The 23,313-nt window shown below is 46.0% G+C and carries 19 protein-coding genes and 1 tRNA gene; 7 read left to right on the top strand and 13 right to left on the bottom strand.

All coding sequences use genetic code 11. The annotated features are described in order from the left end of the window. Positions 1–2 precede the first annotated feature (2 nt). The 4 genes from murD to B3157_RS03185 are packed head-to-tail and all read right to left on the bottom strand — an operon-like array spanning position 3 to position 4,979. Positions 3–1,334, bottom strand: coding sequence for a UDP-N-acetylmuramoyl-L-alanine--D-glutamate ligase (gene murD, locus B3157_RS03170; RefSeq protein ID WP_292588787.1), 1,332 nt, complete (start codon positions 1,332–1,334; stop codon positions 3–5). Beyond that, positions 1,335–2,261, bottom strand: coding sequence for a phospho-N-acetylmuramoyl-pentapeptide-transferase (locus tag B3157_RS03175; protein ID WP_214078585.1), 927 nt, complete (start codon positions 2,259–2,261; stop codon positions 1,335–1,337). Then, positions 2,254–3,579 (bottom strand): UDP-N-acetylmuramoyl-tripeptide--D-alanyl-D-alanine ligase, encoded by a 1,326-nt coding sequence (locus tag B3157_RS03180; RefSeq protein ID WP_214078586.1) that lies wholly within the window; start codon positions 3,577–3,579, stop codon positions 2,254–2,256. Before B3157_RS03180 ends, B3157_RS03175 begins: the two co-directional genes overlap by 8 nt. Continuing rightward, positions 3,576–4,979 carry a UDP-N-acetylmuramoyl-L-alanyl-D-glutamate--2,6-diaminopimelate ligase gene (locus tag B3157_RS03185; protein ID WP_422655668.1) on the bottom strand — a complete coding sequence of 468 codons (1,404 nt, stop codon included), beginning with the start codon at positions 4,977–4,979 and terminating at the stop codon, positions 3,576–3,578. Before B3157_RS03185 ends, B3157_RS03180 begins: the two co-directional genes overlap by 4 nt. A 201-nt stretch (positions 4,980–5,180) precedes the next feature. On the opposite strand from B3157_RS03185, the gene hrcA reads away from it, so the two are divergent. The 5 genes from hrcA to tsaB are packed head-to-tail and all read left to right on the top strand — an operon-like array spanning position 5,181 to position 9,531. Then, complete coding sequence (gene hrcA, locus B3157_RS03190) at positions 5,181–6,224, top strand: heat-inducible transcriptional repressor HrcA (RefSeq protein WP_214060917.1); 1,044 nt, start codon at positions 5,181–5,183, stop codon at positions 6,222–6,224. A gap of 12 nt (positions 6,225–6,236) precedes the next feature. After that, positions 6,237–6,854, top strand: coding sequence for a nucleotide exchange factor GrpE (locus B3157_RS03195; protein ID WP_214060918.1), 618 nt, complete (start codon positions 6,237–6,239; stop codon positions 6,852–6,854). Positions 6,855–6,875: 21 nt separating this feature from the next. Continuing rightward, the gene (gene dnaJ / locus B3157_RS03200; protein WP_214078588.1) at positions 6,876–8,003 is read left to right on the top strand and encodes a molecular chaperone DnaJ; all 1,128 of its coding nucleotides are present in this window, start codon (positions 6,876–6,878) and stop codon (positions 8,001–8,003) included. Position 8,004: 1 nt separating this feature from the next. After that, positions 8,005–8,862, top strand: coding sequence for a YitT family protein (locus B3157_RS03205; RefSeq protein WP_214078589.1), 858 nt, complete (start codon positions 8,005–8,007; stop codon positions 8,860–8,862). A 9-nt stretch (positions 8,863–8,871) separates the two neighbouring features. Next, positions 8,872–9,531 carry a tRNA (adenosine(37)-N6)-threonylcarbamoyltransferase complex dimerization subunit type 1 TsaB gene (gene tsaB, locus B3157_RS03210; RefSeq protein WP_214078590.1) on the top strand — a complete coding sequence of 220 codons (660 nt, stop codon included), beginning with the start codon at positions 8,872–8,874 and terminating at the stop codon, positions 9,529–9,531. Here tsaB and B3157_RS03215 read toward each other — a convergent pair. The 6 genes from B3157_RS03215 to B3157_RS03240 form a co-directional block, all read right to left on the bottom strand. After that, positions 9,528–10,124 (bottom strand): alkaline phosphatase family protein, encoded by a 597-nt coding sequence (locus B3157_RS03215; protein ID WP_292588796.1) that lies wholly within the window; start codon positions 10,122–10,124, stop codon positions 9,528–9,530. The two genes, tsaB and B3157_RS03215, sit on opposite strands and share 4 nt — an antisense overlap. Beyond that, on the bottom strand, positions 10,087–10,716 hold the full coding sequence (locus tag B3157_RS03220) for an alkaline phosphatase family protein (protein ID WP_292588798.1): 630 nt from the start codon (positions 10,714–10,716) through the stop codon (positions 10,087–10,089). Before B3157_RS03220 ends, B3157_RS03215 begins: the two co-directional genes overlap by 38 nt. 260 nt (positions 10,717–10,976) lie before the next feature. Further along, positions 10,977–13,748 (bottom strand): ABC transporter permease subunit, encoded by a 2,772-nt coding sequence (locus tag B3157_RS03225; RefSeq protein WP_214078592.1) that lies wholly within the window; start codon positions 13,746–13,748, stop codon positions 10,977–10,979. After that, the gene (locus B3157_RS03230; RefSeq protein ID WP_214060510.1) at positions 13,748–15,490 is read right to left on the bottom strand and encodes an ABC transporter permease subunit; all 1,743 of its coding nucleotides are present in this window, start codon (positions 15,488–15,490) and stop codon (positions 13,748–13,750) included. Before B3157_RS03230 ends, B3157_RS03225 begins: the two co-directional genes overlap by 1 nt. 93 nt (positions 15,491–15,583) lie before the next feature. Continuing rightward, positions 15,584–16,774 (bottom strand): sugar ABC transporter substrate-binding protein, encoded by a 1,191-nt coding sequence (locus B3157_RS03235; RefSeq protein ID WP_214060509.1) that lies wholly within the window; start codon positions 16,772–16,774, stop codon positions 15,584–15,586. A 201-nt stretch (positions 16,775–16,975) separates the two neighbouring features. Then, positions 16,976–18,370 (bottom strand): pyruvate carboxylase subunit B, encoded by a 1,395-nt coding sequence (locus B3157_RS03240; protein ID WP_214060508.1) that lies wholly within the window; start codon positions 18,368–18,370, stop codon positions 16,976–16,978. Between the two features lie 48 nt (positions 18,371–18,418). Between B3157_RS03240 and mnmG the strand changes: the two genes are divergently transcribed. Next, positions 18,419–20,305 carry a tRNA uridine-5-carboxymethylaminomethyl(34) synthesis enzyme MnmG gene (gene mnmG, locus B3157_RS03245; protein ID WP_214078593.1) on the top strand — a complete coding sequence of 629 codons (1,887 nt, stop codon included), beginning with the start codon at positions 18,419–18,421 and terminating at the stop codon, positions 20,303–20,305. Positions 20,306–20,326: 21 nt separating this feature from the next. Here the strand turns inward: mnmG and B3157_RS03250 are convergent, their stop codons facing one another. Continuing rightward, positions 20,327–20,500, bottom strand: a complete 174-nt coding sequence (locus tag B3157_RS03250) for a hypothetical protein (protein ID WP_165775337.1) — start codon at positions 20,498–20,500, stop codon at positions 20,327–20,329. A gap of 62 nt (positions 20,501–20,562) precedes the next feature. On the opposite strand from B3157_RS03250, the gene B3157_RS03255 reads away from it, so the two are divergent. Further along, positions 20,563–20,640, top strand: a tRNA-Ile gene (locus B3157_RS03255). Between the two features lie 164 nt (positions 20,641–20,804). Here B3157_RS03255 and B3157_RS03260 read toward each other — a convergent pair. Both B3157_RS03260 and B3157_RS03265 read right to left on the bottom strand, forming a co-directional pair. Then, positions 20,805–22,238: an amidohydrolase gene (locus B3157_RS03260; RefSeq protein WP_214060506.1), complete on the bottom strand. Its 1,434-nt coding sequence runs from the start codon at positions 22,236–22,238 to the stop codon at positions 20,805–20,807. Then, positions 22,235–23,092: a pseudouridine-5'-phosphate glycosidase gene (locus tag B3157_RS03265; RefSeq protein WP_214060505.1), complete on the bottom strand. Its 858-nt coding sequence runs from the start codon at positions 23,090–23,092 to the stop codon at positions 22,235–22,237. Before B3157_RS03265 ends, B3157_RS03260 begins: the two co-directional genes overlap by 4 nt. Between the last annotated feature and the right edge of the window lie 221 nt (positions 23,093–23,313).

Genomic DNA, 23,313 nt, shown 5'->3' on the forward strand with positions numbered 1-23,313 from the left:
GACTACTCCAATGCACTGACTATCTCTCTGAAATGATTTCCTCTTTCTGCATAGTTCTTGTAAAGATCAAAGCTTGAACCGGCCGGACTCAGTACTACGCTATCGCCTGAGAGTGCTAACCTTCTGCAAATACCAACTGCTTCTGCCATGTTTCCTGCAATGCATAACGGTATTCCTCTCATTTGAAGTTTAGCAGATAATATCTTCATTGAGGTTCCCAGCATTACTACGTGCTTAAGTTGACCAAGCTGTTCGATCAACTCGATGTACGTCTCATCCTTCTCCTGACCCCCGAGAATCAGAATTGTTTTCGACAGTTCGAAATTCCTGAGAGCGGCACTGACTGCGTGGGCGTTGGTCGCCTTCGAATCGTCGTAGTACTTCACTCCTTCAAACTCTCTTACCAGCTGAAGTCTATGGGAGAGAAATGAATAGCTTCTCAGCTCTTCAAAAACATCTTCTGCAGACAGCCCAATGAGTCGTGAGATCATGAGAACTACAAGAGAATTTTCATAGTTGTGCAGTCCGGTGAACGGAAGGGATGAAGTCTCAAACGGCACTCCGGCTACCACTAAATGTTCCCTGTCGAAGCAGTTGTCTGCTTCGCAGGAAGTAGAGAAAGGCATGAGCTTGCAGTCGGCAAGATTCTCCTTTTGACTGTCGACTACTGCCTTCGGCAGTAGAGTGAAACCTTCAGTCATTCTTGCAATTCTCAACTTCGACTTGAAGTAATCGTCAATGCTCCTGTGATAGTCTAGATGGTCCTCTCCTAGGTTTATTATAGCGGACAGGTGGAACCGTATTTTTTCCTCCGCAAACCATCTTAGCTGAAAGGAGCTCACCTCCAGAATATAGTAATCAAAGTCGTCTTTCACTCCTGCAAGAGGGTTTCCGAGGTTCCCGCCCTGAAAGACCTTCTTATTCTTTCCGGAGATAATGTGATTCAGCATCGTTACGGTTGTCGACTTTCCATTTGTTCCGGTTACGCCAATGACCGTCCCTCTTGGTTTTGACCACAGTCGGTCAAGGGAGATTTCGAGTTCTGTAGTGAAGAGCTTTCCAGAGTCAATTATCCTTTTGCCGACATCGGAAAAGGGCGATATACCAGGTGAAACCACGAAAGTATCGCAGCTGAACAATCTTTCCGTATGTCCGCCTTCTTCATACTCCACAAGATTCTCTTTCAGTATTCTCTTTCCTTCATCCCCAATATTACCGTTGTCGGAGACGAACAAAGAGAGAGGATCTTTATCTTCTAATAACCTTCTCAGAAGCGCCTGATTTGAGACGCCAAATCCCACAAGACCGATTCTTCCTTCAAGCAAACTATTCACCTACCATGAGAGCAGACCGAAGACTGCACCAATAAAAGCGATCAATGAAAACCTGAAAGCGATTTTGCTTTCCTTCCAATTGAGCAGTTCGAAGTGATGATGTATTGGAGACATTCTGAACACTCTCTTCCCGAAGACTTTGAATGAAAACACCTGAATAATCACGCTAAACATCTCTACGAGGAACATCATACCGAAGAAGAGAAGGAAGCCTTCCCGTCCGTCCAATGCGAACATCACGGCTATCATTGCTCCGAGAGAAATCGACCCTGTGTCGCCCATAAAAACCGTGGCGGGAAACCAGTTGTGCCACAGAAATCCTGCCAGTGCACCGCAAATCGGTGCGATTATCCCATTCTGCCAAACTGGAAGAAGCATCATAGGAGCGAGCGAGAATATGTACATAGAACCTGCCAGCCCGTCTACCCCGTCAGCAAGGTTAACTGCATTGCTCATTCCAGCAATTACCACGGTCGATATTGGATAGTAGGCGAGGCCAAAATCTATCTCTCCTAAAAGTGGAACCGCCATGTGAGTATGGGGATTGATAAGCTGAATGAGCAAGACTATGGCTGATGCAAAAGCCAATTGGAGCAACAACTTCTTCTTGCCACTCAAACCGGATGCGTTCTTCTTAACGATCTTAGAGACATCGTCCACGAGACCTATCAGGCCAAATAAAACGCCGGCAAGAACAACCAGCAAAACCTCTATCCTAAAGGCAAATATGACGGAAATTGCAAGAGCAATAGGAAGAAAGACAATTCCGGCGGCGGTTGGTGTTCCCGTTTTATAATTATGGAGGTCCGGTCCTTCTTCTCGAATGTACTGACCTATTTTCTTCTTCCTTTGATATCTCTTGAAAGGCTCAATGACAATAGCTGCCAGCAGAAATGCCAGGAGAAAGGAAAGGGCTTCCCTATACATTTCTCATCATCTCGACAAACGCTTTGTGCACTCTTTCCAGGGCTACTGCCCTTGAAGCCTTGAGAAAAACCAGGTCCCCTTTTCTTACGTTCTCGAATAGCCATTCGGCTAACTGTTCAACACTGTCAGTAATTAGCGAGGGTTCTACATACTTCGATGCAGCCTCAATCGCTTTGTCGTGATTGAAAAGAATCGTCATATCGAACTTCCCCAGCAATCTGCCAAGCTTTTCGTGAGTATTAGCTTCTTCTTCGCCCTGCTCCAGTATAGAGCCGGCTACAGCGATTTTTCGGGAGTGACTGAGCTTCTCTATAGAGACAATTGCCGACTCCCAAGATTCGAGGCTGCTGTTGTAGAAATCGCTGATCAGAGTTATTCCATGAAGGTGTTCGACGCTGAAACGATCTCTGAATGGAGACTTGTAATCGCTCAGGAAGATTGAAGGTTCTTCGAGGCCTTCAAAGTTAGCCACTAGGTAAGCGGCCCCCAGATCCATCAACTGTCCAAGACTCCAGATACCTTTAAGTCGGACGAATCTATCGCCTTCGCAGTCGAAATGAAGCAAAGTCTCGCCACTGTCGTAAGAGAAGTCTACTATGGAAAAGTCTGCGTCATGCCTTCCAAAGAGACGAGTTTCAACAGGCATATCGGCGGCGAATTTCCTCAATCTTTCGTCGGTTCCGCCCAAAACAGCTCTAGAGAGCTTTCCTGATTCGAAGATTGACAACTTCTCTTCAAGCAGTTCATCGATTCCTCCAAAGTTTCCAACGTGTGCCGTGCCGACATTTAGAAGAACGCAAAGATTCGGTTCAACAAGATCCACAAGTTTTCTTATGTCTCCTTTGGCATTGGTACCTAGTTCAAAAACCCCATATTTAGCCGATAGCAGCTCCCTCCTGTTTTCAAGTAAGGAGAGAGGCAAGCCTATCTCTGTGTTGAGATTGCCGGCCGTTTTGAAGGTCTTTCCAAGCTGTGAAAGAAGAAAGGCTGTGATTTCCTTCGTCGTGGTCTTTCCGTTGGAGCCGGTTATCGCTATTCTGCTCTTGAGGTGCGAGCGCGACATGACTTCCTTAGCCGCTTCCATAAGAAGCTCAACCGTATCATGAACCGTAATCACTCTAGGATCCGCGCACGGTCTGTTCGAAAAAACGCGAGTCGCGCCAGCAGATAATGCGTCTTCAACGAAATCATTTCCATCGGCTATATCTCCCTTTATCGCGACGAAGACGTCTCCGGCAGACACCTTTCTGGAATCGAGAGCAATTCGACTATCTTCCGAGTAACTCAAGAGTTCTTCAATTACCGATGTTGGAATCACTTCTTGATGTGCCTCCGAAACTTACTTTCTAGAATATCTTTTACGACCTGTTTGTCGTTGAAGGGGATCTTCCTGTCACGCAGAATCTGGAAGTCTTCGTGACCACGTCCTGCTATCAAGACCATATCCTGGCGGTTTGCTAGGGTGAGAGCAACTGATATAGCTTCCCGTCTATCGGGAATGACGAGATAAGGTTTGAACTTGTCTACCCCGCTCTCGAGATCGCTAAGAATCTCGGTGGGATCATCGAGTTTCGGATCGTCAGAAGTGAGTATAACCACATCGCTGAACTTCGAAGATACTTCTGCCATCAGCGGTCGCTTCCCCTTATCGGCCGACCCGCCAGCACCAAATACCAGGATTACTCTTCCGGGAGTCAGTCTTCTCGCTGTCTTAAGAAGCTTCTCGAGAGCATCTGGCGTATGGGCAAAGTCTATTACCACATCGAAGCCATATTTGGTAGCCTCCTCAACAAACTCGAATCGCCCCGGTACCCCTCCAAAGGAAGAAATGGCTTTAGCGATGTGGTCGAGGTCGTAATTCAGTGAGTTTAGAGTTGCTACTGCTGCTGCAATATTGTAAGCATTATGTTCGCCGATCAATCTCGAATATATTCTATGGGAAGAACCGTATGGAGTCTGTATGGTGAAGTCCATCCCCGTCCTCGATATATCGAGATTCTCGATTCTGTAATCTGATTCATCGCCAAATCCGTAGGTTGTTATTCTGTTTCTAGCTATATGGATATCTGCAATGTTTATCTTGTCTCCATTTACAATGGCGATTCCATTTGTCTTCAACAACGAGAACAGTCTCATCTTTGATCTATAGTAATCATCGAAAGTTGGGTGGAAATCTAGATGATCTCTCGTAACATTGCTGATTATCCCGACATCGAAACGCATACCTTCGACCCTGTTCATCGAAAGAGAGTGTGATGAGACCTCCATAATGAAGTATTCGCTCTTCTTCTCCGCCGACAGTTGGAGAAGCTTAGCGAGTTCTACAGGTCCCGGAGTGGTGTTCTTTGGATTTGAGTAAACGCTCTCGCCAACCACATTTCTAACGGTGCCGATTAAAGATGCCTTTCTCTCAAAGGAAGAGAGAACGTGATAGATGAGAGTTGTAATTGTTGTTTTCCCGTTTGTGCCAGTTACACCGATAGTAGTGAGTTTTCTGTAAGGATGGCTGTACTCCTCCATGGTAAGTAGTGCTTCAACAAGACGAGAACTCTTCACGTAAACAATCGGAACGACGACTTCCTCGTCTTCAATCGGCAGCTCCGCTATCAGAGCGACTGCGCCCCTTCTCTGAAGCTCCCTCACTACCAGGTGTGAATCAAAGCTCGAACCCTTNNATGCATACAAAGAGGTTTCTCTCTCTAAGAACACGTGAGTCACTCTCGATATGATCAAATTCCGGATCTGTATTGCCGGGATTCACAACCTGAAGAACACTGTTACCGAGGAGTTCTATGACCTGAGATAACCTCATTGATCACACCCCTTTCGCTCTTATAGATTGTATCATCGGTCTCTGAAGTTGACAACAGAGGCGGCATATGGTAACATTTATTAGCAGTCTATGGGAGGGAGTGCTAGGTGTCAAAAAAACGTACAGGTGGTCCAGAATTGAATCCAAGGCAGATAAGAGTGCTTTATTGTATTTCGAGAGAATACATAGCTTCTGGAAGACCTGTGAGTTCAAAGCAGGTTCTGGAGCACTCTAACCTTAAGTATAGTTCTGCGACGGTAAGAAACGACATGCGAAAGCTGGAGTTTTTAGGTTACATCTATCAGCCTCATACTTCAGCAGGCAGGATTTTGACCGACAAGGGCTTAAGGTTCTATCTCGATTCAGTGAAAACGATCACCGAGGATCTTCAAGAAAGCAATGTAGCAATTGCAATAAGACAGACCAGCACTGTAGGTGATGTTGAGCATCTTCTTCAGGGAATGACCAGAATTCTGGCACGTGCTGTATCGGGTTTTGTGGTCATTGAGAAGCCGAAGTTTGACAGACTGCTGGTGAACAGCGTTTCGATCTCGAAGATAACCGAGGGTTATCTTAATGTATCCATTGTAACCGATCTTGGAGTCAGTTTAAATACGACAGTCTTCCTTGGAGCTAGTGAATTCGATATAGACAGCTTCCAGAAGTACGTGAACATGGCAGTCGTAGGAAAGACAATCGGGGAAATAAGAAAGGGAATAAGAGACGTTGAACTGAGGTACGATCAGTGGCATGATAGGAGATTGCAAGACATAATAAATTTCCTTCAGAGTATCTTTGATAAGGAGAACGAAGAGAAGTACTACAAATATGGCCTGGAGTTCATAATTTCAAACGATCTTCTGGACTCTGCCGATATTTCCGGACTCGTAAGATCGGTTGAGAATCCGAGAAATCTTGAGATATTGCTTAACTCCTTTGGCGATGTTTATGATCAAAGGGTTTTCATAGGTGAGGAAGTGGGCAGAGAGGAGCTCAGAAACTTTGCAGTATTTGTATCTCCCTATTCCAGAAACGATGAGAAGATTGGTAGTGTATTCGTTATCTCGCCTAAGCTGACTTACTATGAGAAGGTAAATGCCTATCTCGACTTCTCAATTAACAGATTGTCAGAGGTTTTTTCGAATAGATAGGAGGAGTGAACTATGTTGGAGGACAAGAACACCAAGAATCTCGAGGATCTAGAGAAAAAGGGTGGCTCGATACAAGAAGAGAATGAACCAAATGTGTCGGAAGAAGTAAAAGAGGAAGAAACTAAGTTGGAAGACGTACAAAAACAAGAAAAGGAGCTTGAAATAGATGAAGTGGAGAGTCTTAAGAATGAAATAAGGGTTCTCAAAGATGAAAACTCCAGGCTGAGATCGGAATTCATCAACTATAGAAATGCTCTTATTCGTGAGTCGGAGGAGGTTACAAAAAGATACAAAGAGAGGATGATCCTTAGAATCATAGAAATCTATGATAATCTTGGTCGCGCTCTGCGAAACGCAGAAGGGACCAGGAAAGGGTTCATTTCTGGTGTCAGGCTTATTCATAAATCCATTGAAAAGCTCATGTTCGACGAAGGGCTATCCCCGATAATCCCCGAGGTGGGCAGGCCCTTTGATCCTTTCGCTCATGAAGTTGAAGAGACGATTACTTCAAACGATGTTCCCGATATGGCGATTCATGATGTCGTCGAACATGGATACTATCTTAACGGCAAGGTTCTCAAACCTGCAAGAGTCGTTGTTGCCATAAACAACTCTTCCGAGTCTGAATAAGAGCATTCGGTGGTGATGTAGATGGCTCAATCAAGAAAAGACTATTATGAGATTCTAGGAGTCTCACGAAATGCGTCTGATGAAGATATAAGGAAGGCTTACAGAAGACTCGTCAAGGAATGGCATCCTGATGCTTACAAAGGTGCAGACAAGAAGGATGCCGAAGCGAAATTTAAAGAGATTCAGGAGGCCTATGAGGTCTTGTCCGACAAAGAAAAGCGTGCGATGTTCGACCGCTTCGGATATGTGGGAGATCCTTCCTCCTATAGCCGTGGTTCTGGAAGAACTCCTGGAAGCGCTGGAGGAAACTTCGACGATATGTTCGGCGATTTTCAGGATGTCTTCGATGTCTTCTTTGGAGGGAGCAGGTCAGGTACGAGTTCCAGATCCCAGGGTCCAAGAGCGGTTAGGGGAGAGGACATTCATGCTTCGGTTGCCATAGATTTGAAAGACGTAATACTTGGAAAGAAAGTGATACTTGAGTATGACAGGAATAAGGTCTGTCACAAGTGTAAAGGAACGGGTGCCGAAGACGGCACGAGTTTCAAGACATGTCCTACCTGCAATGGAAGCGGTTATGTGAAAGAGGAGCATAGATCTTTCTTTGGGATGTTCAGCAACACTCATGCCTGCAATACCTGCAACGGAACGGGAAGGATAATCGATAAGCGCTGCGGTCAGTGCAGCGGCAGAGGCTACGTGAAGGAGAGACACCAGGTGAGCGTTGCGATACCTGCAGGAGTTGAGAATGGAGCAACTCTTAGAATTGGCGGTCACGGGAATTCAGGGCAGAATGGAGGTCCGTACGGAGACCTTTACGTAAGTGTAAGAGTCGAAATGCCTTCGGAGTTCAGACGTAGTGGAAACGATCTGTATATTACCAAGGAGATAGACTATGTTGAAAGCGCACTAGGCACCACGGTTGAGATACCCCTTCCCGAAGGAGGTACGGAGACCCTTAGGATCCCGGCGGGAACTAGTCCAAACACGGTATTCAGGATGAAAAACCTTGGTGTTCCTAGTGTTTCCGGCAATAGGCGTGGAGATCTTCTCGTAACGGTGAGGGTGAATATTAGCAAGCCTTCAAGCAAAGAGAAGAAGCTCCTACAGCAAATCGCAAAACTGAAAAACTCAAGGGTCGTAGAGTGAAGTGAATAGGAAGGTATTCGCTGACTACTTCCTGATTACGGTCGGTTCTATACTGACTGCTGTTTCAATTGTTTCGTTTATGATTCCGAACAACATTATCGCCGGCGGCGTAAGTGGGCTTGCAATAATTATCTACAGGGTCTTCGGTTTCTGGGTCGGAGCTCAGATGTTCGTTTATAACCTAGCTCTGTTTATTATCGCATTCGTGATTCTGGGAGTAGGTTTTGGAATAAAGTCGATCTACTCGGCGGTACTGATGTCCATAACGGTTGATCTTCTTCAGAAGCTGCACTTCCCGATTTTCGATGCTTCTTCTACACAAGACGGGTTTCTGCTGGTGGCAATCTACGGTGGCGTTATTGCTGGTGCCGGCATGGGCTTGGTGTTGTGGCGCGGTGCTTCCACTGGAGGAACAGATATACTTGCTATGATCTTCTCAAAGTATCTGAATTTCAGCACAGGAACGGGTCTGTTAATAAGCGATTCACTAATCACAATGCTTGCCATTGTCGTATTCGGACCTATCGCAGCAATGTACGGAATAATAACGATTTTCACTACAAGCAAGACAATAGATGGGATAATCGAGGGTATCGGCAACACAAGAACGGCTTTTATTATTAGCGTGGAAAGTGATTCAATAAAGAAGAGAATTATTGAGGAAATGGAGCGTGGCACGACGATGATTAAGGCGACGGGCGGCTTTTCCGGAGAAGATAGACCTGTTTTGATGGTATCAATAAGAAGAAGAGAGATTGGGCAGTTAAGGCATATAGTGAAGGCCACAGACAAACGAGCTTTTGTGATAATTGTGAACAATGCCGAGGTCTTCGGTGAAGGCTTCAAGAATCTCAGCTGAGGAGATGCGATGAAGTATATAGTTTTCGATACTTCTTCTAGAACTCTTCTTCTCTCGGCATGTAATGGCAGGGGAGAGATGGAGATAAAGGCTCGAGAAATCGACAAATTTGGCTCTTTGTTAGCCGTAATGGTAGAGCAGGCGATAGAGAATCTCAAGATTGAGGTCCCGAAACTCGACTTCATCGGGGTCGGTGTTGGTCCCGGTTCCCTTACGGGTTTGAGAGTAGGCATTGCAACAGCCAAAGGTATCGCCTTTCCGTATAATATCCGCGTAGTTCCTTTTAACTCTCTTGATGTACTGGCAAGCTCGATCGATGATGAGAGATTCATTGTCCTGAGACGCGGAAGAGAGGGACACTATTACTGGAGAGAATATAGAGAGAGAGTGCCGGTCAGAGAAACTGAGTTCAGTAGTACCGCCGAGTTAGTCTCCGCGATCGACTTGTCAGGGACGAAACTCTTCTTTGACGGTGAGATAGAACAGGCCTTCGAAAGATTTGATTGCAGTGAAGTGAGACATCAGGACCCCTCAGCGATGAGAGAAATCGCAGTTGAGAAGTTTGCTGCAGGAGAGTTCATACGTTATTCTGACCTTAAACCGATATACTTGCAGAAGTCAATCGCCGAAATAAACTGGGAAAATAGAAAGACTGAAAAAAGCCACTAATCCCTTCTCAGAAGTATTAGAGGGACGTTCATTTCCTCCTTCGTCAAACCTCCGTGCCTTCCTTTGAGCGAGTGTTCCTGACCTGTGTATTTGAAACACAATGATGAGTCGTCCTTGGATACGGTAATGAGCTCACCTATCCTCTTCCTGAAAGAATTGCTCAGAGGCCTGCCGAAGAGCTTTATTTCATCAAGATGGGATGGCTCTATGATCTCAATAGAATCTCCAAAAAGCTCTTCCATCTTCTTTCTTGTTTTTTCTTTATCGAGAGAATATATGTAGGACATGCGCTGTTCACCTCCCGGCATGGAGTACATCTCATCGAAGATATCGTCGAACTTTGACCACCAGATCTCTTGCTCCCAAGGGGTTTCGATTTGACCGTGATCGGCAGTGATCAATAATGCCGTGTCTTGTTGCACCCTCTCTTCGAAAAACTTTTCAATTGCGGAGAACAGTATTGCGGTCTCCGAAATATACGACAGGGAGTTTGGACCGTACTTGTGACCGTAAGTATCGATAAGACCCCAGTAGACGACCGTCAGACTTTCGGATTCATCCGCAGCAAGGATGGTATTGAGTTCCTCGAACATATCTCCCAATCCATGAACACCCCTGGCTATGCCTCCGCGGGAATGCATTCTCGTCAGTCCTGTGTTCACGAAACTCTTGGATGTGAGATGATAACCTCTTACGCCAGCTTCCTTCAGAGATTCGAAGATAGTTGGATTTTGANNGATTGTACTTAAGAGGGTCAAAGCCCAATCTGGTGAGATTGTCCCTATCCTGAGTGTAGGGAGTCAACTCGATCATATTCACTAGTCCGCCGTACTCTGGAATATTGAGAAGATACCCGAGTACTCCGTGCTCTCCAGGCGTTGTGGCCGTGAACAACGAAGTGAGAGCACTGGAAGTGGTTGAAGGGAAGACAGAAGTCAGACTTCTTACATCTTCGACAGAGAAGTGTTTGAAACTGCTTTTCTCAAGGACCTTCATCAAGTTATAATAGCCAACAGCATCGATTATGAATACCACTAGCTTATCTATTCCATCGATGCTAATTCCGTGTTCTGAGAAGCAATACTCCTTCACCCCTGAAGGTATCTCAGCATCGAAGTGCTTCAGAATGGCAGCTGATAGGTTTACTATTGAACCTCTGTCGTAATTGGGATAAATGAACTCCATCTGCAACACCTTCCAACTGGACGATCTTGAGCGCGACAGATTCCTATCTTACTAGTATCTACACTCTAACAGAGTGAGCAAAAGAACTGTACTGAATCCTTTCTCTTCAATTATATATGACATAGGTCTTTCCGCTCCCAACATTCACTGTTCGAAATACTCACGACCTTCGAAATTCAGGGGCCCGATCCCGGTTGCTTAGGGACGGGCTCCTGAAAATTAACTAGCTCTCATCACAAATCTGACGAGTTTAGGGTAAGTTACTCTTTCACTCCTCCCTGTGTCAAACCTCCAACGATGTAGTCCTGTAACACGAGGAAGAATATGACCATCGGAACTGCTCCAATCAACGCTGCGGCAGTGAATGGGCCCCAGCTCGTTTCGAATCTTCCCGAGAACTGCCAAAGGCCAACTGCGTATGTCCATTTGTTCATGTCCTGAAGAATTATCCTTGCAATCAGATACTCGTTGAAGATGTTCATAAACGTCAGAATAGCCACAACAGCCAGAATCGGTCTGGCAAGCGGTAAAATCACCTTTAAAAAGGCCTGGAATTTTGTTGCCCCGTCGATCATTGCTGCCTCTTCGAGAGAGCTAGAGATTGTATCGTAATAGCCTTTGATCAGCCAGATGTTGAAGGCAATTCCTCCTGAATAAGCAAATATCAGGCCTCCAAGCGTGTTTAGTCCCAGGAATGGAATTAAACTTCCAATGAACTGCAGCAAGGCGTAGAGAGCCACCATGAACATTATTGTAGGGAACATCTGAATAAGGAGGAGGCCAAGCAAGCCTTGCTTCCTTCCACGGAATCTCATTCTGCTGAAAGGATACGCAGCGAGAGCTGCAACGGCAACGCTGATAAGCGACACAGTAAGTGCTACGATTATTGAATTAAGAAGCCACCTGACGAAATAGAAATAAGTACTCTCTTTTTGTGCCCAGATCTGATTTGTTCTGAATAAGGCCCTGTCTATCTCCTTCAATATGCCATCATATGGAGATGAATAGGTTGTGGGCTTCTCGATTAGATCGGATATTAGCCTGGATGCACGTTGGTACTTGGCGTTAACCTGCTGAAAGAGAGAATTGTAAGTCTCCTGCATCCTTCCGAAGTCGTCCAGAGTTACCGAAGTCCCAAGGAATCTCAGATCGATGTAGTAGTTTACCTTGGAAGCAAGTTCATCCTTCATCGATCTCATAGTTGAGATTAGCTGATTCAGCAGAGCCGTCCCTTCCTTTGCCTCCAAATCAGCCCGAATGAAATCATCGTACCACAGAAGGGTCCTGTAACGGGTTGATGCTCTTATGTTGAAGTAGTTGTTCAGCACATCAGACAGCTTCGATACATAATTTCTGGCGCCTTCCAGCGAGATTATTTCCTCCTCCACAAACAGCATCGCAGCTTGTATACTAATCGCCTCAAGGACTTTTGCATGCTCTCTTTCTGCTCTCTCAGCTTCTTCTTGAAGTTCAGAGATCCTGTTCTCGAGGTCTTCCATGCTTTTCTTCAGGGATTCCAGTTCCGTCGTGAGAGCGATCGTTCTCTCCGATACCTCAATATACTCTGCAACACTCATCTCAAGAACAGGCAATACCCTCGACAAGTTTGACAGGGCTATGTCTATCACGTCTGCTCCTTTTAAGACTTCTGAGTTTGCAGATGCGCTTAGGAGAGCTTCGCCATTGCCTGAGAACCAGGCCATCTTATCCGAGAGATCGGAAAGACTTGTGATCAGCCCACGGACGTTCTGCATACTTGATAGCTGCTGCTGGAGAAGATCTATGGTCTCCTTTGCTGAATCGACTCTCTCGAGTGATGACCTGACTTTTGCTTCAGCCACAGCCGTGCTATTACCTGCGCCTTTACTGATTACCATTTGCAGCGGTGGAATCAGGGAAGAGAGTTTTCTAGTTTCAGACACGATGGTCGGAAATGCGACTTCAAAAGAGTCTTCTAGTTCGCCTAATGCCAAATTTAAGACTACTAGAGCCTTTTCGGTAGACTCGAGGCTCTTTTTTATTGCTTCCAACTTTTCATTTGCGGCCAGGTACTCATAGTAGTCGGTTCCAAAGGCCGTCTCCGCCAGGAAAGATAGTTCTTCAGAAAGGGCTGCACTGGAAGCAGTTGCCGCTTCCCATGCGTTACCGGCAGATCTGAAGGAATCATATAGGCCTGTCCTGATCCGGTTGAGCTCGGAGGCTTGATCTTCGGGCATCGAAGATTCGACCTCCCTTAGATATCTGTTAATAACTTGAAGCCACTCAACTCTTCGCCATTCAGAGTAGTCAATGCCAGAGAGAGATATGTAATCTTCAACAGAATTCAGTGATTCCACCACTTCTTTCTTGTTCTCAAATTCAAGGGTTTCTATTGCTAGCAGCGTCTCGTCGCGATGACGGAATACCTCTTCGTACAGGTTTCTGTAAGCTTCGAGAGACTCGATGACTTGTGATGACCTTTCGCCAAGCAGTCCGATGTAGAAGGGATAGGTTCCTTCAAGTGAAGGAGAGGCAGTTTGAAGAATTTCTCCTACCGCGTAGGCCGTCTTCAGTTCGTCTAGTCTACCTATCTCTTTGAGTCTCTCTTCGAAGAGGACCTTGTCTTTGAGTCTCAGCTCATTCATTTCCTTGATTATCATGCTCTCCATTTCTACCAGATTGCTTTCAATTGCAGCGGTACCGCCTTCGACTGCCCTAACCATTTCTTCGCTCTCATCCATAAGAGAATCGAATTTAGTGAGGAACTTCTCAACTGTATTCTTCAGATCCTCCTGGCTTTTCCCTCTGTAGTCTCCTGTGGCGTATGTTGCACTCTGGAGATCAAGAACAAGCCTTCCTACGCTTCTTTCCGGGAAAAGAAGGTTCCTATAGTGTTGAAGAGTTACTCTGGTTGAAAAGAGCCTTGACGAGAAAGCTGCCTGGTCACGTCTTATTGAAGTGCTTATCAACCAAACCATTGGAAAGAGAACCACAACGACAACAGCTATCAAGATTATGTGTCTTAACCAGTATTTTCTTCTCTCAACGGCCATTATCTGCTCACCTCTTCAAAGGAACCGGACAATTTAAAGTTTATCCAGCTGAAGCCGGCGACGATTATGAATATGATAATCGAAATGGCACTGGCAAAGCCAAAGTCCTGACCTCTCCCTTCAAACGCCAGCTTAAAAGTGTATGAGATCAAGATATCAGTTGCCCCAGCGGGTGTCGAAGCTCCAGGAATTGCGGGTCCACCTTGGGTTACCAGATAAATGCCGGTGAAGTTGTTGAAGTTGAAGGCAAAGCTGCCGACAAGCAAAGGTGCAACAGTAACCATTAACAGGGGGAAGGTAATCATTCTGAATCTCTGGAGTCTCGTTGCACCATCGATCGATGAGGCCTCATAAAACTCTTCGGGAATACTCTGTAAAGCACCGAGGCTTACTGTCATCATGTACGGGAAGCCCAACCATGTATTGACAATCAAGACTGAAACCTTGGCCCAAAAGGCATCGTTCAGCCACTTTATTGGTTCAAGCCCAAAGAGTCCCTGAACAATGAACCTATTCAGAACTCCATAGGTTTCGTTGAAGAAGCCATTTCTCCATACAAGAGCAGAGATAAAGGCAGGTACGGCCCAGGGAATGATGAGCAGTGTTCTGTAAATCTTCTTTCCCTTAAGTCTCCGATCATTCAGTGTGATTGCCAGCGCCAGGCCAATTACGAATGAGAAGAGAACGCTAAGTCCGGCCCAGGTAAACGTCCAGCCGAATACCTGAAAAAACGGGTCCCTTATCTTCGGATCCTGGAACATCCTAACGAAGTTCCAAAAACCAACGTCAGATATGTAGCCCTCAACTATGAACTCGTTTCCATTTGCGTCGATATCATAGAAAAAGCCACTCTCCTCGATCAAGGTCCTTCCCGTCTGCCTGTTATAGACAACGGTCTCCTGAATGGCTCTTCCGGCGGAGAATGAAGTCTCAGTCCTTAACGCATACTTCCTTTCAGTGGTGGCAAAGGTTGTGTAAAGAGAGTTTGGGAATAGTCTTATCTGGTTACCCTCCGAGTCTGTAAATTCGGCATTTCGGAGCCACACTCCTCTTATTTCGCTGAAGTAGAAGGGAGCGTTCGGCCTGGTGGAGGTGTCTTGGGGAGAATAAAAGTATATATACCTTGCACCGGCATCAGATAGGATAGCCAGGATTCGGTCATCCGGAGAGCGTGAAAGAGTGTAGTTCACCCCGCCGATAACGAAACTGTCCGATTTTATCTCCAACATCTTGGCGGTGGCCAGTGTGATGTTCCCCGATGCATCTCTGCTTACTACCTGAGGCCTAAGAGTGGCATACATCTCTCCATCCGTCTTCGACTTCAGAAGAGTTATGAATCTGTCTGTGGGGCTATAGTTGTCGAGCTCGATAAAGATGGAAAACTCGAATTCCTCGGGGTTTTCCGGGATGTAGAAGTAATCGCTGAGGAGCTTTTGAATTGACTGCTGCCTTGTGAATAGATGCCCGGTTCCGTAATTAGTGAAGGCAGTTCTGAAAGTGTAGTACATTGGATATAGCGTGAGAATGAAAAGCAATATCATTGCGGGAATCATATATCTGTACGGGTAACCCTTTGGATTCAACGCAATTATATCAATTAGCAGAGTCAGGATGACCATTGTTACCATCAAGCCGAAATTCCCATCGGCAAATAACAGATATATGCTCCATAGAGAAAAGGCATTGAATATTGCGAGGATAGCGAGAGAAAAGAGAAAGATTACAAATCGTCTTCCACTCAAGGTAATCCCTCCAGACAGTTAAACCAGAGCGCGGGAGTCTCCCGCGCTCAGTCTAACAAAATTAAGATTTGTGGATAAGTCAAGAGAGAACAATCAGTTTCCAATTGTAGTCTTGATCTTCTCTACTGCAGAATTGAAAGCGTTCTCCACTGTATCCTGACCGTTGATAATAAGGCCAAGTGCATCGCCCATTGCTCCCCATACGCTCGCCATTTCCGGAACGTTTGGCATTGGTGTTCCTACTGAAGCGCTCTTGGAGAACTGTAAAACATCATACAGCTCTGGACCGGCGTCCGCTTCAATAAATGCAAACACGTCGGCTCTTGCCGTACCTCTTCTCTCTCCGAGGAACATTCCGTACTGGCCGTCGAAGCTGCCGATGTAATTCACTACGAATTCAGTGGCTTCAAGCTTGTTCGGAGACTTTGAGTTTATCATGAAGCCCTGTACTCCAACGAATGGTCTCGGAGTTGTCCCATCGTCGAATGTGATTTCGCTGAAAGGAAGAATCGCGTAGTCGATACCCGCATCGCGGTAACTTGGGGTTGCCCATATGCCGTTAATAATGAATGCGGCCAGTCCGTCTTTGAACAAAGAGTCCATCAGGTTGTAATTTGGACCGCCAGGAATTAGACCTTTGTCGAACCAAGATTTGATGAGGTTTCCGCCTGCAATCGCACCCTCGTTGTTCAGGCCTATGTCGGTTACATCAAGACCCGCAGCAGTCTCCTTGAAGATATAGCCGCCTCTTCCCAGTATGAAAGGTGCGGAGTGATAGAAATCCCCAACTGCGTAGATCAGGCCCACGACTTCATCATCTGCAGCTTCGAAAGCAAGTTCTTCAAGCTCTGAGATTGTTTTCGGTGCTTCGAATACGAGATCCTTGTTGTAGATGATTGCAATCGCCTCAACAGTATAGGGGACACCGTAGAGGTTTCCGCCGTAGCTGAAGGCATCTAGAGTGACATCGTAGTACTGATCGGCTTCGGGAAGAAATGGAATCGGTTCGATAAGGCCATTGATAGCGAGTTCACCAACCCAGTCATGTGCGCCTACTATGATGTCGGGGCCCTCGCCTGCGGGAGCTGCGGTAAGGAACTTGGACTTTATGTCGCCAAAGTTCACCTGCTGAATCTCCACTTGAATTCCATAGTCACTTTCGAAATCTGCCGCCAACTTCTCAAGTGCAGGGATCTGGTTCTCAGAGGACCAAATCACCAACTTTGCGCTTGCAAAAGATAAGACTAGAAGTAGCACGAAAAGAACAGCTGCGAGTTTTCTCATCTTCTGAACCCTCCTTTGATAGAATTGGGATACACCCTAAACAAATTGTATCAGAAAGTTCCGGTTAATTAAAGAAGTGTTAATGCAGGGACTGAACAAAAAAAACGCCCCCATTCTTCATGAAGGCGCTAAGCAGTCTATAGTTGCCTCTTGTTAGCTTTAATACAGTTCTATCTTCGTGAATATTGTTAATAATACGAATCAAACTGGATATACCGTTATTCCTTCTCTAAAATCCTTCGCGACTTCAAAGTCGACTCTGAGAGAATCTCTGTATCTCTGACTAAGATACTTCTTTCCAACTTCTCCAAGTAACAGGTATATAAGAAGATCCTCATCGCATTCGGCCAGCAGGCCGAGTTCGTTTCTTCCTTTTTCGACTTCTGGGTCAAGAGTGTCGCCCGGCCTATGAGAAATCGACTCTTCATCTCCCATAACTCTTGATTTCAGTGACTTGTCGATTTCTGCAGGAGGTGTTCCATAGAATCCCCTTATGTATCTTTCTACTTCTTTCGTGATCGTCTTGTACCTCTCGTTGTTCATAACATTCAAGACCGCTTGCACGCCCACTATTTGAGATGTTGGAGTAACAAGGGGGGGATAACCGAGATCAGCGCGTACCTGCGGAACTTCTTCGAGAACCTCTTCGAATCTGTCGCTCATGTTCTGAGATTTCAGTTGGTTTATTAGATTGGAGTACATTCCTCCCGGAATCTGATTTTCCAAAACTGAAGTGTTTATAGTGAAACCTGCATCAGTGCCACTGTGATTCTTCCTAACCCTTGAAAAGTAGTCGTTTATCTCTTTGAGTAGAGGGTAATTTGGCTTCTCTGATAGCCCCATATCGTGTAATGTTGTCCATATGCTCTCGACTCCAGGTTGTGAGGTTCCGAATCCCATTGAAGACGTGGCGGTGTCGAGAATATCGGCCCCGGCCTCAGCGCTCTTCAAGTAAGCCATATCAGCAATACCCGTTGTGAAATGAGAGTGTACCTCCAAAGGGATAGAGTGCCTCTTCTTGATCTCATTTACAAGAGTTGAAGCCGTTCCAGGCTTCAAAAGACCAGCCATGTCCTTAATGCAGAGAGAGTCTGCGCCCAAATCCGCAGCCTTGTCGGAGATCTTCACGAAGTAATCGATGTTGTGAACGGGACTGGTTGTATACGACATTGCTACTTGAAGGTGCATTCCGGCATCCTTTACTGCGCTTGCCGACTTTTCCAGATTTCTTAGGTCGTTAAGGGCGTCAAAGATCCTTACAATATCAATCCCGTGATTTGCCATCGTCTTAACAAAGAGCTCTACAACATCATCTGCGTAGTTTCTGTAACCGAGAAGATTTTGACCTCTTAGAAGCATCTGAAGCTTAGTATTCTTAAATCTCTCTTTGAGTACATCGAGTCTTTCCCAAGGATTTTCATTAAGGTATCTAACACAGGAGTCAAAGGTTGCTCCGCCCCAGACCTCTACTGCGTGGTAACCAACCTGATCGACAAGAGGAGCTATATCTGCCAACTCAGCTGTTGTAACCCTAGTGGCCAGAAGTGACTGGTGCGCATCTCTCATCGTAGTGTCAACGAAACAGACTTTTCTCAACTTAATGCCTCCTTTCTGTGTACAATACTATGATAGAGGAGTGATGTTATGCAATCAAATAAAAGAGATTACGAATTCGACATAATCGTCATAGGGGCCGGACATGCCGGTATCGAGGCCGCATTAGCGGGCGCGCGAATGGGCATGAGAACGCTTATTCTAAATATTAACCTCGACACGGTTGGTTGGACGCCCTGCAATCCGGCTGTGGGGGGCCCAGCGAAAGGCATTGTCGTAAGAGAGATAGACGCGCTCGGTGGGGAGATTGCCAAGTCAACAGATAAGGCATCACTCAATATAAGAGTTCTAAACACCAGCAAAGGAGTTGCCGTCAGAGCACTGAGATCTCAGGTGGACAAGAACAGGTATAGCCAGATAATGAAAAGAATACTTGAGATGCAGGAAAATCTGCGCCTGCAGTCCGGAATTGTGAAGTCCATAGAAGTGGATAAGGGTCGTGTAAGAGGCATCACGACGCACTTTGGCCTCAGGTACTCTGCACGTTCAGTAATAGTTGCTTCGGGCACCTTTCTTGGAGGGAAGATATTCATCGGACCACAGGAGTTTCCCGCGGGAAGGCTTGGTGAGTTTCCAGCAACCGAGCTAACTGCATCGCTTAAAGCTTTGGGGTTCGAAGTCAGACGTTTCAAGACTGGGACCCCTGCAAGAATAGCAGGCAGATCAATCGATTTCTCCAGTATGGAGCGTCAGGGTACCTCAAATACCCCACTTTGTTTCTCATACTTTTCCGAGCCCTTTGTCCTTGAAGACAATCATCCGTGCTGGCTGACCAGGACAAATGAGAGAACACACGACATCATCAAGAGAGACCTCAGATTCTCGCCGCTGTACGGGGATGTTAAGCTTATCGATTCAAGGGGACCGAGATACTGCCCTTCGATTGAGGATAAGGTGATCAAGTTCTCTGATAAAAGTAGCCATCAATTGTTCGTTGAACCCGAGAGTGCTTTGAGCGACGAGTACTACTTGAACGGTCTTTCAACCAGCCTTCCTTTCGAGACACAGCTCGAAATGATCAGAACAATAAAGGGGCTTGAGAGGGCGGAAATCGTCAGGCCTGCTTATGCTGTCGAGTACGACTATATAGATCCGACTCAGTTGTACTCAACGCTGGAGAGCAAATTAGTCGAGAATCTGTATTTCGCTGGTCAGGTAAACGGGACCAGTGGTTACGAGGAAGCTGCCGGTCAGGGTTTGATCGCGGGAATCAACGCATCAGCGAAGCTGCATGGCGGGAAGCAGCTTGTACTAAGTCGATCGGAAGCTTATATTGGAGTTATGATCGACGATCTTGTGACGAAGGGAGTGGATGAACCTTATAGACTTCTCACGTCAAGAGCGGAATACAGATTGCTTCTCAGGCACGACAACGCGCACATCAGGCTTACAGAGTACGGTCATGAATACGGACTAGTGCCCGACTGGTTCAGTGAGAAGGTATCCCGATTAGCAAACCAGACCAGGAATCAGGTCTTAAGACTTGAAAGAGTGACCGTCAGACCTTCTGAAAGGTTGAACCAGCTATTAATTAGTAAGAGGAGTTCGAGACTCGATACGCCCGCAAAACTTTCGGGTCTGCTAAAAAGATCGGGAGTTGAGTACAGGGACCTTTCATACTACGATCCCGAACCGATTGTTGATGATGAAGTGATAGAACAAGTTGAAATAGAGATCAAGTACAGTGGATATATTAAGCGTCTTAGGGAAGAGGTCAAGAGGCTTGAAGAGCTCGAGGGAGATCTAATCCCCTCCAACTTAGATTATAGTGAAGTTTCCAACCTCTCAACAGAAGGAAGAGAAAAGCTGACAAGAACAAAGCCTACAACGATAGGCCAAGCAACGAGAATACCCGGGCTGACACCCTCAGACATCATGAATCTATCTTTTCATCTCAAGCATCAAAACCAGAAATAAGATCCGAGTTAGGTTCTGGTGTTATCGCGAGAGCAAGGTCTGTAATGTTTTTTCCAGATCTCTATGTTCAATTGACTTTCCGTCTTTCAGAAGAGAGAACGCGGCCTTTATTACAAGAACCCTAGGATACTTCACAGTCATTTCCTGAACCGGATCTGCAGATATCCGAAGACCCACAGAGCTGTTGTTTAGCATTGGACCATCTCCTGAACCTCTTGACACAAGTCATGAGGAATATTATAATCAATTTTGTGTCTGGGCTCGTAGCTCAGTTTGGTTAGAGCTTCCGGCTCATAACCGGGCGGTCGGTGGTTCGACTCCACCCGAGCCCACCAGACTCGGCGGCTTATGCCGCCTTTTTCTGTACTAATTTTAGCAGTTTTGCCAGTGTTCTTCAAGATAGTTTTCTTATATTTAACATATAAGTGACGAAACGTAAAGAAAGTAGATGAAGCATTTATGTACAATACGAGTTGCGGTTTACGGTTCGAGACTGATTTCATTCTAGTTTATGCACTAACCTTCCTGAAACAAATGTCATGTCCGCGAAAGTATCTTCTCTGGTCTTTAAGATATCTGAGCCGGTTACGAAGAAATCTGCTGGGTCCCCCGGATTGAGCGCGAAGGATCTGACACTGTTTGCTAGAGTGTGTCCGGTTTTGCTATACATCTCTATGCTGTCCTTTCTGGAGAAGAATCTATCGGCCGAAACGAGGTTCTTGACTACCGAAGTGCTCTCTACCGGTGAGTCAGTTGAGAAGGCAACAACTACTCCCATATCTCTCATCTTTCCAAACGGGTAGGCATCTTTGATCCGGATCGGCCCGAACCTCTCCGGTGCAATTGTGCTGTCAGAGTCAACGAAAACCGGTTGAATCGATGCGGTTAGTCTCTGCTCGGCAATCCTTCTTATCTGGTCCTCAGACGCGATCTGAACGTGAATTAGTCTATGCTTGAGAGTTTCACTGTTCGATCCTTCAAAAGCCAAGAGGGCCTCTTCCAGTGACCGATCTCCTATAACATGTACGCAGACCTGAATTCCTTCTCTGTCTGCTCTCCTCACGATCGGCCTAAGATCATCGGCAGTCATATAGAGGACGCCGGTTTCGGTCGGAGAATCGTGGTAAGGCTCAATCATCGCCGCCGTTCTTGCTCCGAGCGACCCGTCAAGATACATCTTTGCAGCTCTCAGTCGGAAGAAATCAGTTTCGAATTGCCTGCCATGTTTGATCATTTCCAGATCTTCTTTTCTGGAGATGCAGAGTTTTTCGTAGACTCTCATTTTGTTCGCGTTTGAGAGAGCCTCCATAAGGAGTTCATAATCTATGCCGTGATAATCGTCGCTGTGTACCGAAGTTACTCCATATTTCAAAAAGGACCTTGTTCCCGCTTCAATCGCTTCTCTGACTTCAGCAGGAGAGAGTTTTGCTATCCGGTCCATCTCCTCTAGAGCTCTCTCCTTGAGTATTCCAAGATCGATGTCCGAACCATCAAGACCGTGAAGCCTTTCAAGGTCGAATAGCTTTATCAGGGACGAGTTTACGCAGGCGATATGTCCGCATCTTCTGGTAATAATCGTCGGTTCTGAAGTGATGAGATCAAGCTTTCCTCTCACGGGCATAAACCCTAACACTTCCTGATCCCAGCCTCTAGCTCTTACTATCCTTCGATCAACGCTCAACCTATCGGCAAGCGATTCGATAGAGCTGCAGCCCTCTAGATCAACCTCCAGAGACTTTCTTCCCGTTCCAATGAGGTGTGCATGCGAGTCGACAAATCCCGGGTAAACGAATTTGCCTGAAATATCTATCTCTTGAGCACCATAAGGAGTATCTGCAGAGAATTCTCCTGAGTCTATGTAGAGGTCCTTGCGAGAATAAGCTCCGGTCTCTTCCAAATAGACAAATCCGCCTTTCAGGGAGTAACCATTCATAGTTCTTCTCCCGAGTTAGCGGCTATAAGACCACCGAGCGCGGCATTGTTTATCAGTAGGGAAATGTTTGCATCAAGTGTCTTCCCTCCTGACAGCAGCGCGAGTTTGCTGAGCAGATATGGAGTGAGAGTCTTCCCCGAGATCCCTTCTTTTACGGCTGCTTTTAGAGCGGATTCAATGAGAGCTCTCAATTCATCGTAGTCCATAGAGTCCATTTCGGGAATAGGATTAGCTACTAGCAGTCCGCCCTCTATTCCAAGCCTTTCTTTTTCTTTCAGAATCATCACTGCCTCTTCTGGGGAATCTATGGTTAGATTGATTTTGTAAGGGCTTTTTGAGCAGTGAAAGAACGGGAAACAATCGGTCTTGTAACCAACGATTGTTACTCCAAAGGTTTCAAGAAACTCCAGGGTCTTTGGTACGTCAAGAATGCTCTTCACACCTGCCGATATCACGATCATTCTAGTTCTCGAAAGCTCTATGATGTCTTGAGAGACATCCCAATCTACTCCTCTGTGAACCCCTCCGATTCCCCCCGTAGCGAATACAGAGATTCCATTCAATTTTGCAATAGCCATTGTAGCGCTGACGGTCGTTGCTGCATCTCTCTTCATCGCTGTTGCGTAGGATATCTCTGCAGTGCCGACCTTGAGGACATTTCGACCTGTTCCAAGTCTTCTCATCTCTTCCTCGTTGACACCCACGATAATTCTTCCGTCTAGAATTCCTATGGTTTTTGGTATTCCGCCATTTTCTTTGACTGCCCGCTCCATGTTCAGAGCAGTTTCGAAGTTAATACCTTGTGGAAGGCCGTGAGCTATAACTGTAGATTCAAGAGCTACAACTCTTTTCAACAATATTCACCTCTCATGATTCTCATATGCGGCAAGCTGTGTATAAATCTCTTCAGACAACCAGAACAGCTGCGAACCCAGGCTTCAAAGAACTGTTGAAGCAGGCTCTAAGAAGTCTGTCCAATCAATTTTAACAGAACGTCACGTAATGTATGATAATTCTCTTGAGTAGATTTAATTATGATGCATTACGTAATTAAATCTACTCAAAGAGTCGGCGT

Origin of the sequence: Mesotoga sp. UBA5557 (assembly GCF_002425715.1) — a bacterium.
Lineage (GTDB): Bacteria > Thermotogota > Thermotogae > Petrotogales > Kosmotogaceae > Mesotoga.